Source organism: Rhizobium sp. BK602, assembly GCF_014195095.1.
Classification (GTDB): domain Bacteria; phylum Pseudomonadota; class Alphaproteobacteria; order Rhizobiales; family Rhizobiaceae; genus Rhizobium.
The window spans coordinates 451931-468233 of the sequence record NZ_JACIBC010000003.1 but is presented as its reverse complement, the minus strand read 5'-3'; the positions used below and the strand labels follow the sequence as shown (position 1 = coordinate 468233).

Genomic DNA, 16303 nt, shown 5'->3' with positions numbered 1-16303 from the left:
TTATCAATTACTTAAATTACAGCGGCAATTTAAGTTCAGAGACGAAAATTCTCCACGTCTCTTCGGCATGATCAGGTTGTACGGCCAAAAGAAACCACCCCTCCCGCAGATCGGCTGATTGCCCGCCTGCGGGAGGATAGTGTGTTCAACGAGGGCCTGCCCATTGCTTCTTCGGCGCAATACTCCACTGTGATCAAACTGGAAAATCTCTACGTACGTGCACACTTCGATTTACAGTTCTCGCACGGTCCGGCGATGCTCCGGGGCATCGTCTAAAACTTCTTCGACGCGGCGACCTTGGCGCCGACGGATTTCTCGCCGTCACCTTCGATGTTGAAGAGGATGCTGGTGTCGAGCATCCAGAAGTTCGTGGTCTGCATGCTCAGCCCGGCTTTGACCGCACCGAAAGCGCCCGATCCGTCGATCCCGGAAAAGCCGCCGGTAAGCCCGAGCTTCGGCGTCAGCTTGGTGCCGTTCTCCAGCACGAAGGAGCGGGCGATTTCCGCACCCAGGCTGACGCGGAACTGGTCCTCGTCGAACCCGTCGATAGCGATCGCATCGCCGGAGCTATTCTTGACAGTGTAATCGTCGACCTTTTCCGAGAAATAGATCGCGCGCAGTTTGGGCGAGAGCGTCGTTACCTCATCGAGATACCATTCTCCCTCGATCGAGGTATCCGCCATCCAGCGCGTCGTCTTGAACGTGCCATCCCAGAACTGGGTGTCGATGGTGTTGTTCGAGCCGCCGTAGCGCAGGCTGCCGTTCCAGAACACGCCCTTGCCGATCTCCAGGGAGGCATAGGGCCCGGCAAGCCAGCCATTGCCGGTCAGCTCCGCATCTTCGTCGGTCGGATCGGTCATGCGGTCATAATGGAAGGAAAGACCGACCAGCGCCTTGTCCGTGAGCAGATAATCCGCGCCCATGCTGATCATGGCGAAGCTACCCCACTTGCGGGTGCCGTCGTCCCTGTTCTTGTCGTTATGGGCGAGGAACGCGCCGTCGATCCAGACGTTGAAAGGAGCCGAAGCTGCGTCCGGATCGCCGCCGGCCGCGCGCATTTGCGAAAGGCTGGTGGAGAAGCCGAGCGTCATTCCCTGTTCCGACGGCATCATGCGTGCCGTGATGGGATCGGTCGCCTTCTGCATCTGCCGGCGTTGCAGAAGTCCCGGCACCTCGATCGTATTGGCGATCATGTTCTGCCGGGACTGCACGAAGTCATGCACCAGCCTGTCGATATCCTCGGCGACCTTGCCGGCGTCATAGCTGACATTATAGGTGATCGTGCCGATGTTCGAGGTTCCGAGCGCGCTGACGAGCCTGAAGCCGACACGCACCTGGCCGGAATAGGCCGGGTTCAGCGTATAGTGCAGATACCAGCCGGCCGGGGCCGTGGCAGGGCCTGCCTGAGCCAGTTGGCCCCTGATGATCGTCGCGGTGCCGGCATTGGCGGGCTCCACAAATGCAAGGATGGCAGAGGTAAACGGACCGCCCGTCGCGCCGCGATTGAGGTAGACGTCGACGGGCGCCGATCCCGCCGGCACGTTGACGACCTGATCCTGGACGGTGATGGAGCGGTTCTTGACCTGCAGCGTATAGGACGCGGTTCCGGTTGCGCCGTTGCCGTCGCGCACCTCGATCGTAAAGCTGTAGCTGCCTTCCGTGCCCGCCGACAGCGGGCCGGTCAGCTGGCCGGTCGAAATATTGAGCACAAGGCCGCCCGGCAGGCTGCCGGAGGCGAGGCTATAGATCTTCGTGCCGGTGCCGCCGGTTGCGGAGATTTGCTGGCTGTAGGCTTCGCCCGCCATCGCCTCGGGCAAGGCGCCGCCGGCAGGCGTGAACACGAAGGTGGTCGGCGGCGGCGCGATCGCGATCGTATAGGCGGCCGAGTTGCTGGCGCCGTTGGCGTCGGTCGCGGTGATGGAGAAGCTGTAATTGCCCGCCGTCGTGGGCGTTCCTGTGATCGCGCCCGTCGAGTGGTTGAGTGCCAGCCCTGGTGGCAGCGTGCCGGTGATGCCGTAATTATAGGGGCCGGTGCCGCCCGAAGCGGTCACGGTCCGATTATAGGCCGTATTGACCATGCCGGCCGGCAAGGCGCCGCTTGCCGGCGAGAACGACAGCGTCGGCGGACTGATCGTAATGGCCACGGTCGCAGGTGTGGAGGTGCCGGAGGCGTTGGTGGCGGTATAGGTGAAGCTGTCCGGTCCGCTGTAGCCTGCCGTCGGTGTATAGGTGATCGACAATCCCGATGCGGTGGCCGTCCCGTGGCTTGCTTGCGTGCCGACTGCGATCGAGGTCGGTGTTCCGCCGGTGATGTTGAGGGTGATGGGATTGTTCGACGAGCTGGCGGCGACGGTTGCCGCGACATTGCCCGCGATGGGAGGCTGGGCGCCGACCGCCACGCTATAGGCGCGCGATCCCGTGTATGGCCCGGTTCCGGTCGAGCTGTCGGTGGCGGTGACGGTGAAGTTGAATGTGCCGGATGCCGTCGGCGTGCCGGAGAGCGCGCCGGCCGACGACAGGGCGAGGCCGGGCGGAAGAGCGCCTGCGGTGATTGCATAGGAATAGGTGCTGGTGCCGCCGGACGCGGTGATCGTCTGGCTATAGGCGGCGGCAACGGTCCCAGCCGGCAGCGTGGTCGGCGCGATGGTGATCGTCGGTGCCGCAATCGCCAGTGCGTAGGCCCTGGAAGCGGTGAACGGGGCGCCCGTTCCGGTCGAGCTATCCGTTGCCGTGACGGTGAAATTGAAGGTTCCGCCCGAGATCGGCGTCCCCGAAAGCGTGCCTGAGGATGACAGGGTGAGACCGGCAGGGAGTGCGCCCGCCGTGATCGCGTAGCTATAGGGGCTGGTGCCACCCGAAGCCGTAACGGTCTGGCTATAGGCGGCTCCGGTCGTGCCGGCCGGCAGAGAGGACGGGCTGAGAGAGATCGTCGGCGCGGAAACCGTAAGGCTGACCGTCGCTGGCGCCGATGTGCCGTCGGCATTGGTGGCGGTATAGGTGAAACTGTCCGCACCGCTATAACCGGGGGTCGGCGTATAGGTGATCGACGTGCCTGCCGCGCTTGCCGTCCCGTGGCTTGCCGGCGTGCCGACCGCGACCGAGGTAGCGGCCCCGCCGGTGATGTTGAGGGTGATGGGATTGTTCGACGAGTTGGCCGCAACCGTCGCCGTGACATTTCCCGCGACCGGCGGGTTGGCAATCACGGTCAGACTATAGGCTCTGGAGCCGCTGAATGGTCCCGTCCCCGTCGAGCTGTCCGTCGCGGTGACGGTAAAGTTGAATGTGCCGGACGCCGTCGGCGTGCCCGCGAGGATGCCGGCCGGCGATAGCGCCAGACCGGCCGGGAGGGCGCCTGCGGTAATAGAGAAATTGTAAGGTGCCGTGCCCCCGGAGGCCGTAATGCTCTGGCTGTAGGAACTGTTCAGCGCGACGGAGGGAAGGGTTGCCGGCGCAATCGAGATCGTCGAGGCGGAAACCGTTACGCTGACCGTCGCTGGTGCGGAGGTGCCGGAGGCGTTGGTGGCGGTATAGGTGAAACTGTCCGGCCCGCTATAGCCTGCCGTTGGCGTATAGGTGATGGACAATCCCGATGCGGTGGCCGTCCCGTGGCTTGCTTGCGTGCCGACTGCAACCGAGGTCGGAGTTCCGCCGGTAATGTTGAGGGTGATGGGATTGTTCGACGAGCTGGCGGCGACGGTTGCTGCGACATTGCCCGCGATGGGCGGCTGGGTGCCGACCGCCACGCTATAAGCGCGCGATCCCGTGTATGGTCCGGTTCCGGTCGAGCTGTCGGTGGCGGTGATGGTGAAGTTGAATGTGCCGGACGCCGTCGGCGTGCCGGAGAGCGCGCCGGCCGACGACAGGGCGAGGCCGGGCGGAAGAGCGCCTGCGGTGATTGCATAGGAATAGGTGCTGGTGCCGCCGGACGCGGTGATCGTCTGGCTATAGGCGGCGGCAACGGTCCCAGCCGGCAGCGTGGTCGGCGCGATGGTGATCGTCGATGCCGCAATCGCCAGTGCGTAGGCCTGAGAGCCAGTAAACGAGAGACTGTCCGTCGCCGTGACGGTGAAATTGAAGGTTCCGCCCGCAGTCGGCGTCCCGGAGAGTACCCCGGTGGAGGAAAGCGCGACGCCAGGCGGAAGGGCGCCCGCCGTCAGCGAATAGCTGTAGGAGCCCGTGCCGCCCGAGGCCGTGAGGGTCTCGCTATAGGCGGCGCCGGCTGTACCGGAGGCGATCGAAGTCGGCGCGATCGTGATCGTCGGTGCCCCGATAGTCAGGCTATAGGCCCTGGAGCCGGTAAAGGAGTTACCGTCCGTCGCGGTGACCGTGAAATTGAAGGTTCCGGCTGTGGTCGGTGTCCCGGAAAGCACGCCGGCGGAGGAAAAGGAGACGCCGACCGGAAGGGAGCCAGCCGACAGGCTATAGCTATAGGAGCCGGTGCCGCCCGAAGCCGTGATGGTCTGGCTATAGGCGGTTCCGGCCGTGCCCGCCGGCAGCGTTGCAGGCGCGACGGTGATCGTCGGCGCGTCGATGGTCAGGCTATAGGCTCTGGAGCCGGTAAAGGAGTTACCGTCCGTCGCGGTGACCGTGAAATTAAAGGTTCCGGCCGTGGTCGGTGTCCCGGAAAGCACGCCGGCGGAGGAAAAGGAGACGCCGACCGGAAGGGAGCCAGCCGACAGGCTATAGCTATAGGGACTGGTGCCGCCCGAAGCCGTGATGGTCTGGCTATAGGCTGTTCCGGCCGTGCCGGACGGCAGCGTTGCGGGTGCGACGGTGATCGTCGGCGCGGAAATCGTGACACTGTAGGCCTGCGAGCCGGTGAACGGTCCCGAACCCGTCGAGCTGTCTGTCGCGGTGATCGTGAAGTTGAACGTGCCGGCGGCCGTCGGTGTCCCGGACAGAATACCGCTTGAGGAAAACGCCAGGCCGGTTGGTAGGGTGCCGGCCGCAAGCGCATAGGTGTAGGAAGCGATGCCGCCCGAAGCCGTGATGGTCTGGCTATAGGCCGTCCCCGCCGTTCCGGACGGCAGAGAGGAAGGGGCAAGCGCGATCGTCGGTGCGGAAACGCTCAAACTGTAAGCCCGCGAACCGGTGAATGGTCCGGTTCCGGTCGAACTGTCGGTTGCGGTGACGGTGAAATTGAATGTGCCTCCTGCCGTCGGCGTACCCGTCAGAGCGCCGCTCGAAGACAGCGTAAGGCCGGCGGGGAGGGCGCCGGCGGTGACCGCAAAACTATAGGAACTGGTGCCGCCGGATGCCGTCACGGTCTGGCTGTAGGCGGCGGCAACGGTCGCCGACGGAAGTGTCGTCGGCGCTACCGTGATCGTCGGTGCCGTAATGGTCAGCGCGTAGGATCTGGACCCGGAGAATGGCGCACCGGTTCCTGTCGAACTATCCGTCGCGGTGACGGTGAAGTTGAAGTTACCACCCGCCGTCGGCGTACCGGAAAGCGCGCCTCCCGATGAAAGCGTCAAGCCCGCGGGAAGAGCGCCGGCGGTGACCGCGAAACTATAGGAACTGGTGCCGCCCGATGCCGTGATGGTCTGGCTGTAAGCGGTTCCGACCACGCCCGCCGACAAGGAGGACGGGCTCACCGAGATCGTCGGCGCGGCAACCGTTATGCTGTATGCCCTTGAACTGGTAAATGGCCCAGTACCCGTCGAGCTGTCGGTTGCGGTGATGGTAAAGTTGTACGTGCCTGCCCCCGTCGGCGTACCGGAAATCGCGCCGGTCGTCGTCGACAGGCTCAAGCCAGGGGGAAGAGAGCCGGCGGCGATCGCATAGGTGTAGGGGCTACTGCCGCCGGTGGCGCTGACGGTATCGCTATAGGCGGTCGCGATAGCGCCGGATGCCAGTGTCGATGGGCTGAGCGAGATCGTCGGCGCGCTGACGGTTATGGTGACTGTCGCCGGTGCGGAGGTGCCCCCGGCATTGGTCGCGGTATAGGTGAAACTGTCCGGACCGGCATAGCTTGCGTTCGGCGTATAGGTGATGGAAGTACCGCTCGCCGTGGCGGTTCCGTGAGAGGCTTGGGTCCCAACAGCTACCGAGGTCGCCGCTCCCCCCGACAGATTCAGCGTGATCGCATTTGAACTGCTGCCATAGCCAACCATTGCACTGACCGAACCGGCCACGGGTGCCGCCACGGCTGACGCAATGGCAATGTTGACGGTGAAAGGATTTGCGCTCGCATCCACCAGGGTGAAACTGTCGCTGGTGGCTCCGTCGCCATTGTTCGTATAGGTGAACGTTCCGGCAGCGGAGTTGTAGTTCGTTATCGAGCCATGCTGGGGAGAGGTCGCGTTTGGATCATTAAGCGGATTAAGGCCAACAGGATCGCATTCAGTGCCGATGGTGACATTCAGTGACCCGCCGGATGTCATCGGGCTTGTCGACGGCACCGTATGGGAATCGGGGAAGTTGAAGGTCGTGCAGGCAGCATAAGCCGTGCCCGGGGTTGCCAGCGAAAGGCCGATGCAGAATAGCGTAACAAGGAGCGCTATCTTCAACAGGAACGTCGGAGCACGCGCGACGGCGGCCATTGATCTTGTGGTTACTTTAAATGCCGCTCCCGCCATCCGCGTTATACAACGCGTCCGAATTCCGGATAGGTGATTTCGCGAGATAAAACCTTCGCCCCCAAGCAAAGGCTCTCTTCCGGCAGATCCGGTGTCCGGTTGCGTGTCGCTCTTCATTTGCCCAACTCAAAGAAAAGACCGAGCTCGCCCCACTGCCATACAGCGGGAGGTTGCTCTCGCACTTGTCCGCCGCTTTATGGCCGGCGCCCCTCAACTCGATAACACTACTATCGGAAGAACCTCGAAAGGCAATTTTCTATTCGTGAGAATTCTCAGGATTGATGCATTCGCAATCACTATTTCAATTATATGTTGTAGATTAGCAACAATGCGGATTGCATATGCTTCGGCAGGCGAGGTCTTTGACAAAGGGACAGGCCTGCCGGGTGGAATCAGTCCGAGCAAGGACGTGCGCGATCTCATCGCAAACTTGATCAGCCGCGAGACCGACACGTCGAAAATCTCACGCGACCCTCAAGCCCTCAATGGCAGGAACGTCGATAAAAATCGGCTGAGAGAGGGATATGCCAATGGCGGCAATCATGGTTGCAGACATCCCGATCGGCGAAATGGTCGAGCCGTCCGAAGTGGCCGAACTGGTCGCATTCGCTCGGCGACCGAACCAGGTGTCGCTGAACGCGGCCGGCGGGCGCGACCTACTTGCTGTTGTTGGGGGACTGAACGAAATAAAGGCCGTCATGCGGTTGCATGCTGACCTCATCGATCCGTGTCGCCAGGCCGATGCTCAACGCTTCCGGCGCCTTTACAAATCGAAGTTGAGAACCCAATAGCTCGTCATATTGCTTGTCGCTGATAGAAAGCCGCTCTTTGAATATGTCCTTCATCCGATCATCATCGATTGTAAGGGCGCTATATCTCTCGTTGATTTGATTGGAGGTAAGCTTTTCAGTGCTGAAGCTCTCTTCGCCGGAGTGAAATGCAAAAAGGGATTCTTTGTTCGCCACCCGTTCCTTTCCGGCGAGGAACAGAAGAATTGCTGCCGATTCAACATTGGAAATGGCATAGGTGTTAATCGTTACATCCATGTCGCGCAGCATGTGATACAAGGAAATGGCCGATGCAATATCGCCGCCTATCGAGTTGATCATCAAGTATATCGTCTTGTATCCCCTGGATCGTAAGTTTATCAATCCGCCGGTAAGTTCGAGTGTGGATTTGTCGTTAATCTGCTGTGAGAAATACAGATAGGCCGTCGAGTTGCTTGTCGGGTTTTCCTTCTCCTGAGCAGCAGCGAATTTGGGCTTGAACATGCCGGTCGCCAATGCAGACAAACCCAGGCAGACATCGCGGCGCTTCACTATTGTCGGCATCTCAGGCGCTCCTTGAATGGGTGATCATTGCGACAGGAGGCCGCTCAGCCTTGGTGAGCCTTGCCCCTCGGGTCTCATTTCCGATTTTGCTGCTTGAACGGGAGAGCGAACGAAACCCGTCGCCCGACTTGAAAAATCTTCTCCGCAATGACGGAGCGACCATCAGCCTCACGCGAAAAACAGCGTTGCTTGAGAGCAATCTCGGCTTGAAATTTCGATCTTCATCCGCCACCTCTTCGGCGCGACTTTCAACATTCCCAGGAGACTAGACGCCTATGACGACCACCACCGCAGAGAACTCCGCCGAAAGCCACGTCTTCGAGGCCGACGTCGCCCGCCTTCTGCATATGATGGTTCATTCGGTTTATTCGGATAAGGATGTTTTCCTAAGAGAGCTGATTTCGAACGCCGCCGATGCCTGCGAAAAGCTGCGATACGAGGCCATCGCCACGCCGGCCCTTCTGGCGAACGATCCCGACAGCCGTATCCTGCTGACGCTCGACGAGGAGGGCAACCGGCTTATCGTCGAGGACAACGGCATCGGCATGAGCCGCGACGAGATGATCGAAGCTCTCGGAACGATCGCGCGTTCCGGCACCCGCGCCTTCATGGAGCGCGTCGAGGCCAACAAACAGGGCGAGGGCGCGCAGCTCATCGGCCAGTTCGGCGTCGGCTTCTATTCCTGCTTCATGGTTGCCGACAGGGTGGATGTCGTCTCCCGCCGCGCCGGCGCAGAGGATGCCTGGCTCTGGTCCTCCGACGGCAAGGGCGGATACAGCATCGCGCCCATCGATGTCAGCGAGGCTCCGGCGCGCGGCACGCGCATCACGCTGCATCTGATGGAGGATGCCAAGAGCTACGCATCGCGCTGGAGCGTCGAGCGCATCGTCAAGGAGCAGTCGGGCCATGTTCCGGTGCCGATCAGGATCGCCGAGAAACTCGGCGCTGAAGCGGTGCAACTGACCGATGGCAGCGCGCTCTGGACCAAATCGAAGAACGATATCAGCAGCGAGGAATATACCGATTTCTATCGAGGTATTTCGGGCCAATACGACGAGCCGGCGCTGACGGTGCATTTCCGCGCCGAGGGCCGTCACGAATATTCCGCGCTGGCCTTCGTGCCCGGTTCGCAGCCGTTCGATCTCTTCGATCCGGATCGAAAAGGCCGCATGAAGCTCTACGTGAAGCGCGTCTTCATCACTGACGAGGCGGAGTTGCTGCCGCGCTATCTCCGTTTCGTGCGCGGCCTCGTCGACACCGCCGATCTGCCGCTGAACGTCTCGCGCGAGATGATCCAGGAAAGCCCGATCCTTTCGGCGATCCGCAAGGGTGTCACCAACAGGATCATCACCGCCATCGAGAAGCTGGCCGAGAGTGACAAGGATGCCTTCCTCAAGCTCTGGGAAAACTTCGGCAGCCTGATCAAGGAAGGCATTTACGAGGATTTCGAGCGGCGCAGCCAGCTGATGGCGCTGTCGCGCTTCCGCACGACCGTATCCGGCGACGGCTACCGATCCCTTTCCGACTACGTCAAGGACATGAAGGAAGGCCAGCAATCGATCTACTATCTCGCCGGCAACAGCCTGGAGCAGCTGAACGCCTCGCCGCAGCTCGAAGGATTTCGCGCCCGCGGCATCGAGGTTCTGTTGCTCACCGATTCCGTCGATAGCTTCTGGGTGACCAACGCCCCGGAATTCGAGGGCAAGGCCCTGAAGTCGATCACCCAGGGTTCCGCGGATCTCGCCCAGTTTGCCAAGCCGGAGAAGGACAAGGAGGCCACGGACGAGAAGGCGCCCGCCGAGGTTCAGGCTTTCATCGACTTCGCCAGGGAAAAGCTTGCGGATCAGGTTTCCGACGTGCGCGCATCCGATCGCCTGATCGAAAGCGCCGTCTGCCTCGTCGCGCCGGAGCAGGGCTATGACCGTCAGCTCGAAAAGATCCTGCAGGGCGCCGGCCGCCTCGAGGCGGGCGCAAAGCCGATCCTGGAGATCAACGGCGACCATCCGGTGGTCAAGGCGATTGCGGCCAGGGGCGATCAGCCGGCGCTGCGCGATGATGCGGCATTTCTGCTGCTCGATCAGGCGCGTGTTCTGGATGGCGACAAGCCGGCCGATCCGCGCGCCTTTGCCGAGCGGCTGGCAAGGCTGATGGAAAAGGCATTGCAGTAACGGGTTGGTTTCCAAGCGCAACCGATTGAATATCAATGGATCGGCGCCGTCGCGACATCATTGCGGCGGCGCCGATCCCGAATATCTATTCCAAACCGGCTGATAGACATCCTCTCCTGCCTGATGTCGATGCGGCCTTCGGCCAAAGATACCTCGATTTTCCGATGGCTCGCTTCCGGTTTTTCAAGGGTCGCCGTGAGGTTCGATCAGCCGATCGATCTTCCGCCGCGAAAAATACCAGAAAAAACGGCGCTGATATCGTTTTCGATATATCGACCGTTCCGGTGCCCTTGCGCTGTCTCGTCCGGCACCAAATATCTTATCATTATAATATGCCAATCGCGCTGCGGAAGGAGAGGAAACGCGATGATCCGGAGATATCTCAGCAAGCATGACCGTCCCTTGGATTCACTGGATCTGGATGTTTGTCAGCGCGCTTTTGATGCCCTTCTGGTTGCGTTGAATATTCGCAAGGATAGCGCGGCGGCGGCGCGCGCAGCGGCGATGATCATCGAGCTGTATCGGCAAGGCATCCACGACGAGCGGCAGCTTGCCATCCTGGCGAGCGAGACCGGCGCAAAGGCGCGGCCATGCAGGGATGAGGGCGAGCCGGCATAGCCTGCTGCTTTTGCACTCATGCGCGTGGTCTTCGGGGTGGCGATGCGTGGATGACGGATGCGGAGCAACTAATTGTGATCGTGACAGGCAGGAATGGGGTGGCGTAAACAACATTAGGAGTCGATGATCAATCAATTGCCCGCAAGAGCGATCGAGGCTAATCTTTCAACGCAACACCCATGAAAGGACCGACTTATGAAATGGCACGCTCCGAAATTCGTGGAAGTAAGCTGCGGCATGGAAATCAATCGGTATGCGCCGGCCGATGGCTCCGAGCCGATCCTGTTCTGATCGCTGATCGTTCGAAAGCAGCGGCTTGACGATTCGATTTCTCGTGCTCGGCGCCGCCGCGGGCGGTGGTTTGCCGCAGTGGAATTGTGGGTGCCGGAACTGCACGGCGGCGCGGCAAGGTAGCCTTGTTCCCCAGACGCAATCGTCCCTGGCGGTCAGCCTCGATGGCCGCTCCTGGCTGGTGATCAACGCTTCTCCGGATATCCGCCAGCAGTTGCGGGATCGCCGCGAACTCTGGCCGACGCAGCTGCGCGACAGCCCGATCAAGAGCGTCCTGCTCACCAATGGCGATATCGATCACGTGGCCGGCCTTCTGACACTGAGGGAAAAGCAGCCTTTCCAGTTGCTCGCCACGCAGGCTCTCTTGGAGACTTTGGCGGACAGTCCTGTTTTCCGCGTGCTCGATCCCGCTCATGTCCGGCAGGAGCCGATCGCGCTCGAAACGCCGTTCTTTCCATTGGAGGGGCTTGAGACGCGCCTCTTTGCCGTTTCCGGCAAGGTGCCGCTTTATCTCGAAACCGGCGAGCCGGAGCTCGGGCTCGAAACTGAACAGACCGTCGGCGTCGAATTCCGCGTCGGCGCCAGGCGCGTCTTTTACATTCCCGGCTGCGGCGCGATCGGTGCGGCGCTGGCCGAGAGAATAGCGGGTGCGGATCTGCTGTTCTTCGATGGCACACTGTTCACCGACGACGAGATGATCAGCACCGGCACGGGCCGGAAAACCGGCAGGCGGATGGGACACATGCCGATCAGCGGTCCCGATGGCAGCCTGGAAGCATTGACTCGCCTGTCGATCAGGCGGAGCATCTATATCCATATCAACAATACCAATCCGATCTGGCACATCGGACCGGTGCGCGAACAGATCGAGCGCAAAGGCTTCGCAGTGGGTTATGACGGCATGGAGGTCGCGCTTGCAACAGGCAGCCGATAGGGAAAGCTTCGAGGCGCGTCTGCGTGGGGTCGGCGAGGCCCGCTATCACGACAAGCACCCGTTTCACCAGCAATTGCATTCCGGCCGGTGCAGCATGACGCAGGTGCGGGCCTGGGTCATCAACCGCTATTATTATCAAAGCCGCATTCCGATGAAGGATGCTGCCTTCCTGTCGCGCTGCGAGGATCCGCAATTGCGGCGGGCATGGCGCAACCGTATCGAGGATCATGACGGCGGCATTGACGAGGGCGGCGGAATTCGCCGCTGGCTGAAACTTGCCGAGGCCGTAGGCCTCGATCCGGATTATGTCGCCTCGACGCGCGGCGTGCTTGCCGGCACGCGATTTGCGGTGGAGGCCTACGTGTATTTCGTCCGGGAAAAGCCGATGCTGGAGGCCGTCGCTTCGTCCTTGACCGAGATGTTCGCTCCGGCCATTCACGCCAATCGCATCGCCGGCCTCATCGAGCACTATGCCTTCGCCAATGACGGCGCTCTCGCCTATTTCCGCCAGCGTCTCGACGAAGCACCGAAGGAGGTGGCGTTCGGCCTGAACTATGTTCTCGATCATGCCGACACGCTGGAAAAGCAGGACGCCGCGGTCGCGGCCCTGACCTTCAAGACCGATGTTCTGTGGGCGCAGCTCGATGCGCTCTCCCACGCCTATGTCGATCCTGGGCTTGTTCCTCCGGGGGGCTGGGACGGACGGGAAGGCGTAACCGCAGAGGAGGTATCGTCATGAGCGGGGAGGACGCCCTTGGGATCGACGGACAGACCATTGCCAAGCTTGCGCGCGGGGTTCGGCTGCGCGAGGATACCGCACGCGGGCAGATGGTGCTCCTCGCGCCGGAGCGCGCGCTGGCGCTTGACGAGATTGCCGTGGCGATCGTCAACGCCCTCGATGGGGTGAAAACGCTGGATGAGATCGCCTCCGACTTCGCCCGACAGTTCGAGGCGCCGAAGGATGAGATCCTCAAGGACATCATCGCTTTCATCCGCGAATTCGCAAGCCGGCGGATGCTGGAACTGAGCCGATGAGCGAGCGGGCCGACACTGGCATTGCCGGGAAGCGTAGCCTTGCGCCGCCGCCGATTGCCATGTTGGCGGAACTGACGCATCGCTGCCCGCTGGCCTGTCCCTATTGTTCCAATCCGCTGGAACTGACGCAGAGCCATGACGAGCTGGCGACGGAGGAGTGGATCGATGCGTTTCGGCAAGCCGCCGCGCTCGGCGTCCTGCATCTGCATCTGTCCGGCGGCGAACCGGCCGCGCGGCGTGATCTTGCCGCACTGACCGAGGCGGCAGCCTCCCTCGGCCTCTATACCAATCTCATCACATCGGGTATCGGGCTGACGCAGCCGCGCATCGTGGAACTGGCCGATGCCGGATTGGATCACATCCAGCTTTCGATCCAGGGCTCCACGCCGGAAATGGCCGATCATGTCGGCGACTACAAGGGCGGTTACGCGCGCAAGCTGGCGGTCGCCGGCTGGGTCCGTGAGACCGGAATCCCGCTGACCGTCAATGCCGTTTGCCACAAGCAGAACATGGATCAGATCGGCGACATGATCGCGACCGCCGTCGAGCTTGGCGCGCGCCGCATCGAGGTCGCGACCGTGCAATTCCATGGCTGGGCTGAAAAGAACCGCATGGCGCTGATGCCGACGCGAGAGCAGGTCAAAAGGGCGACGGCGCTGGTCGAGGCGGCGCGCAAGACGCTCGACGGAATTCTCGTCATCGACTACGTGCCCGCCGATCACCACTCACGCTATCCGAAGGCCTGCATGGGAGGCTGGGGCCGCACCGGGCTCAATATCGCGCCGTCGGGACGGGTGCTGCCCTGCCATGCCGCCGAAACCATTCCGTTGCTCGTTTTCGACAACGTGCGCGACAGGCCGCTGGCCGACATCTGGCATCACGGCAGCGCCTTCAACGCCTATCGCGGCGAGGACTGGATGCTGGAGCCCTGTCGCAGTTGCGCCCGCAAACATATCGATTATGGCGGCTGTCGCTGTCAGGCGATGGCGCTGGCGGGGCGTGCCGATGCGACCGATCCCATCTGCACGCATTCGCCGCTGCATGATGGCATCGCGGCTCGTGCGGAAGAGGATGGTATCGCCGTGCCGCCCGCCTTTGTCTATCGCGGGCGGCCTTGATCGTTGCGACGTGACGCTGATACCGGCGATGTCAGCGGATCAGTTTTTCCAGCGGAACGCGCAGATGGATTCTGAGACCTTCCGGCCTCCAGTCGCGGACGACCGATCCCCCCAGAGAGCCTTCGACAGTCACCCGTTCCAATTGGGTTCCAAAGCCCTTGCTCTCTCCGGGCGGGGTGACGGGCGGGCCGCCGCTTTCGGTCCAGATCAGGCTGAGTTCGCCGTCTGCGGCAACCTTGATATCGACCTTCCCCTCCGCCACTGAAAGTGCGCCGTATTTCATGGCGTTGGTGGCGAATTCATGCAGCAGCAGCGCCAGTGAGGTAAGGGCGGAGCCGCCAACGGGAACATCCACGCCCTTGATCTCTATCCGCTGCCGGCCGTCTTCCCGATGGACGGCGAGGACGGCGTCCAGAAGGGCGAGCAGCGTGGTCGACGAGTGAGCGGTCATGTCCGCGGAGATATTCGGCAATGTCAGATCATGAACGCGTGCGAGGGAAACGATCCGCCCGCGCAGCTTTTCGGCAAGATCCTTCGTGCTGACGGCTGAGCGCTGGCTCATGGTGATCAGTGCATTGGTGATCGAGAACAGGTTCTTGATGCGGTGATTCATCTCCCGCAGCAGCAGCATCTGGCGCTCGCGCTCGCGTTTGCGCTCGGAGATATCCCGCGCGATTTTCGACGCGCCGATGATCGAACCGCGACCGTCGCGCACCGGTGATACCGTAAGGGAGACATCCACAAGGCTGCCATCCCTGCGTCGGCGTACCGTTTCATAACGCTCGGTTCGTTCGCCACGACGGACGCGCTCTATGATGGTTGTTTCTTCGTGCAGCCGGTCATCGGGGATCAGGATGGTGATCGGCTTGCCGATCGTTTCCGCCGCGGTAAATCCGAAAAGACGCTCCGCGCTCCGGTTCCAGCTGGTGATAACGCCTTCCAGGGTCTTGCTGATGATCGCGTCATCGGAGCTTTCGACGATCGCCGCCAGCCAGGCATCCGCCGACGGTGCGAATGCCCCGAATTGTACCGTGAGATTGTCGCCAAGGCTTGTGTCCGAGGGAGATGGTTCTTTGCCCGCTGTCTCGGCGGATATCGACGAAACCGAAGGCGAAGATTGAGTTTCGCCGTCAGTCATCGCCTTTTCTTTCGTCATTGCCGTCTCCCGGAGGGGCAGGTTGCCGCCAACAGAATTATCCACTCGCCCGAAGCAGGATAGCCATATCAAATCTCAGTTTCGCCCGATAGTTCAACCTTTGGCATCCATCCATCCGTTGCGGCTGACGCGGCAGGCTGCCCGCGGTGGTGCGGCAAATGTGCACCGCAGCAAGAAACTTCCGGGCAAAGGGTTTACAAGCCGTATCCTGGATGAGAGTCTTCTGTTTGAGAATGGGCTGATGTGCGCGATTTTGCGTCGCGCAGGCGACGTGTGAGTCTGCGGGCGACATGTATCGCTGAATCGGCCCTTGCCATCCAATTGTCCGAGGCTGAGCGCGGTTTCCCATCGTGTTCGGCTGTTCATGCAGCGCTCCGGCGTGCCGGACCGATGAAGACACAACTCGGTTTTGCGATGATATCCGTTTCAGTGCGTATCTTTCTTTGTCTCTCGGCCGGCACGGCCTTGTTCCCGCTGGCGGCCCATGCCGGCGACCTGTTGATCTGGAAGCCGGTCAAGATCGCCCCTCGCGTCTATCAGACAACGATCGGATTTCGCCTGCCGATGGCTTGGGAAATGAGCGCCGGCGCGGACTTGGGTCTCGGCGGCGCGCCGGGTGGCAGGGTTTTGAGCGGCTCCGAACTTGCGACACTCTGGGGACGGGCGGTGGATGACAGGAGCAATTTCGCCGGCAGATCGCGGCGTGAGGTCACGGTGCGCGTGGATACGTTAAGGGGCAACGGAACGCTCTATCTCGGCCGTTCGCGAAACTGGATCTTCTCGAAGGATATCGATCTCCAGACATCGCGTTCCCTGAACGTGAACTACATGGTGGCGCAGAGCGCGTCGGCTTCCGTCACCACCGAGCAGGCGGTGACGATGATCTTCCCCTGGACGGGGACATCGGTTTCGGCGAGCGGGACCCTGACGGATTTCAAAGGCGGTCTTTCCAGCAGCCTGGCCGTCAATCAGCCAATCGCGCCCAATCTCAATTTCAATGCTTCGCTCACCGACCCGCTGACGGCGACGCCGGCGGGTGCGGTGAATATGAATTATCGCATCAGGTGGTAGAGT

At 61.6% G+C, this 16303-nt stretch carries 12 protein-coding genes; 9 read left to right on the top strand and 3 right to left on the bottom strand.

Translation table 11 applies throughout. The features are described from left to right. Positions 1-272: 272 nt before the first annotated feature. Both FHX11_RS12505 and FHX11_RS12500 read right to left on the bottom strand, forming a co-directional pair. Positions 273-6509 (bottom strand): putative Ig domain-containing protein, encoded by a 6237-nt coding sequence (locus tag FHX11_RS12505; protein ID WP_184357944.1) that lies wholly within the window; start codon positions 6507-6509, stop codon positions 273-275. Between the two features lie 725 nt (positions 6510-7234). Continuing rightward, positions 7235-7909, bottom strand: a complete 675-nt coding sequence (locus FHX11_RS12500; RefSeq protein ID WP_184357943.1) for an ATP-dependent Clp protease proteolytic subunit — start codon at positions 7907-7909, stop codon at positions 7235-7237. 275 nt (positions 7910-8184) lie between these two features. Here FHX11_RS12500 and htpG point away from each other — a divergent pair, with 275 nt between their 5' ends. The 8 genes from htpG (at position 8185) to pqqE (ending at position 14073) form a co-directional block, all read left to right on the top strand. Further along, positions 8185-10077: a molecular chaperone HtpG gene (gene htpG, locus FHX11_RS12495; protein ID WP_184357942.1), complete on the top strand. Its 1893-nt coding sequence runs from the start codon at positions 8185-8187 to the stop codon at positions 10075-10077. Positions 10078-10112: 35 nt separating this feature from the next. Continuing rightward, positions 10113-10472 carry a hypothetical protein gene (locus FHX11_RS12490; protein WP_184358219.1) on the top strand — a complete coding sequence of 120 codons (360 nt, stop codon included), beginning with the start codon at positions 10113-10115 and terminating at the stop codon, positions 10470-10472. After that, positions 10444-10695: a hypothetical protein gene (locus tag FHX11_RS12485; RefSeq protein WP_184357941.1), complete on the top strand. Its 252-nt coding sequence runs from the start codon at positions 10444-10446 to the stop codon at positions 10693-10695. The genes FHX11_RS12490 and FHX11_RS12485 overlap by 29 nt, the downstream gene beginning before the upstream one ends. Positions 10696-10890: 195 nt before the next feature. After that, positions 10891-10986, top strand: a complete 96-nt coding sequence (gene pqqA / locus FHX11_RS12480; RefSeq protein WP_007692844.1) for a pyrroloquinoline quinone precursor peptide PqqA — start codon at positions 10891-10893, stop codon at positions 10984-10986. 25 nt (positions 10987-11011) lie between these two features. Further along, a complete protein-coding gene (gene pqqB, locus FHX11_RS12475; RefSeq protein ID WP_184357940.1) occupies positions 11012-11920 on the top strand; it encodes a pyrroloquinoline quinone biosynthesis protein PqqB in 909 nt (302 codons plus the stop codon). Next, complete coding sequence (pqqC, locus tag FHX11_RS12470) at positions 11901-12659, top strand: pyrroloquinoline-quinone synthase PqqC (RefSeq protein ID WP_184357939.1); 759 nt, start codon at positions 11901-11903, stop codon at positions 12657-12659. The genes pqqB and pqqC overlap by 20 nt, the downstream gene beginning before the upstream one ends. Next, positions 12656-12955 carry a pyrroloquinoline quinone biosynthesis peptide chaperone PqqD gene (pqqD, locus tag FHX11_RS12465; RefSeq protein WP_184357938.1) on the top strand — a complete coding sequence of 100 codons (300 nt, stop codon included), beginning with the start codon at positions 12656-12658 and terminating at the stop codon, positions 12953-12955. Before pqqC ends, pqqD begins: the two co-directional genes overlap by 4 nt. Beyond that, the gene (gene pqqE / locus FHX11_RS12460) at positions 12952-14073 is read left to right on the top strand and encodes a pyrroloquinoline quinone biosynthesis protein PqqE (RefSeq protein ID WP_184357937.1); all 1122 of its coding nucleotides are present in this window, start codon (positions 12952-12954) and stop codon (positions 14071-14073) included. Before pqqD ends, pqqE begins: the two co-directional genes overlap by 4 nt. A 31-nt stretch (positions 14074-14104) precedes the next feature. Here pqqE and FHX11_RS12455 read toward each other — a convergent pair whose 3' ends face one another. After that, complete coding sequence (locus tag FHX11_RS12455; protein WP_246780971.1) at positions 14105-15229, bottom strand: PAS domain S-box protein; 1125 nt, start codon at positions 15227-15229, stop codon at positions 14105-14107. 429 nt (positions 15230-15658) lie between these two features. On the opposite strand from FHX11_RS12455, the gene FHX11_RS12450 reads away from it, so the two are divergent. Then, the gene (locus FHX11_RS12450) at positions 15659-16300 is read left to right on the top strand and encodes a hypothetical protein (protein WP_184357936.1); all 642 of its coding nucleotides are present in this window, start codon (positions 15659-15661) and stop codon (positions 16298-16300) included. Positions 16301-16303: the final 3 nt, after the last annotated feature.

Bases quoted from the DNA above. Each gene is read 5' to 3' on its own strand.
- FHX11_RS12500 (WP_184357943.1), bottom strand. From the start codon at position 7,909: ATGCCGACAATAGTGAAGCGCCGCGATGTCTGCCTGGGTTTGTCTGCA.
- htpG (WP_184357942.1), top strand. From the start codon at position 8,185: ATGACGACCACCACCGCAGAGAACTCCGCCGAAAGCCACGTCTTCGAG.
- FHX11_RS12490 (WP_184358219.1), top strand. From the start codon at position 10,113: ATGGATCGGCGCCGTCGCGACATCATTGCGGCGGCGCCGATCCCGAAT.
- FHX11_RS12485 (WP_184357941.1), top strand. From the start codon at position 10,444: ATGATCCGGAGATATCTCAGCAAGCATGACCGTCCCTTGGATTCACTG.
- pqqA (WP_007692844.1), top strand. From the start codon at position 10,891: ATGAAATGGCACGCTCCGAAATTCGTGGAAGTAAGCTGCGGCATGGAA.
- pqqD (WP_184357938.1), top strand. From the start codon at position 12,656: ATGAGCGGGGAGGACGCCCTTGGGATCGACGGACAGACCATTGCCAAG.
- pqqE (WP_184357937.1), top strand. From the start codon at position 12,952: ATGAGCGAGCGGGCCGACACTGGCATTGCCGGGAAGCGTAGCCTTGCG.
- FHX11_RS12455 (WP_246780971.1), bottom strand. From the start codon at position 15,229: ATGACGAAAGAAAAGGCGATGACTGACGGCGAAACTCAATCTTCGCCT.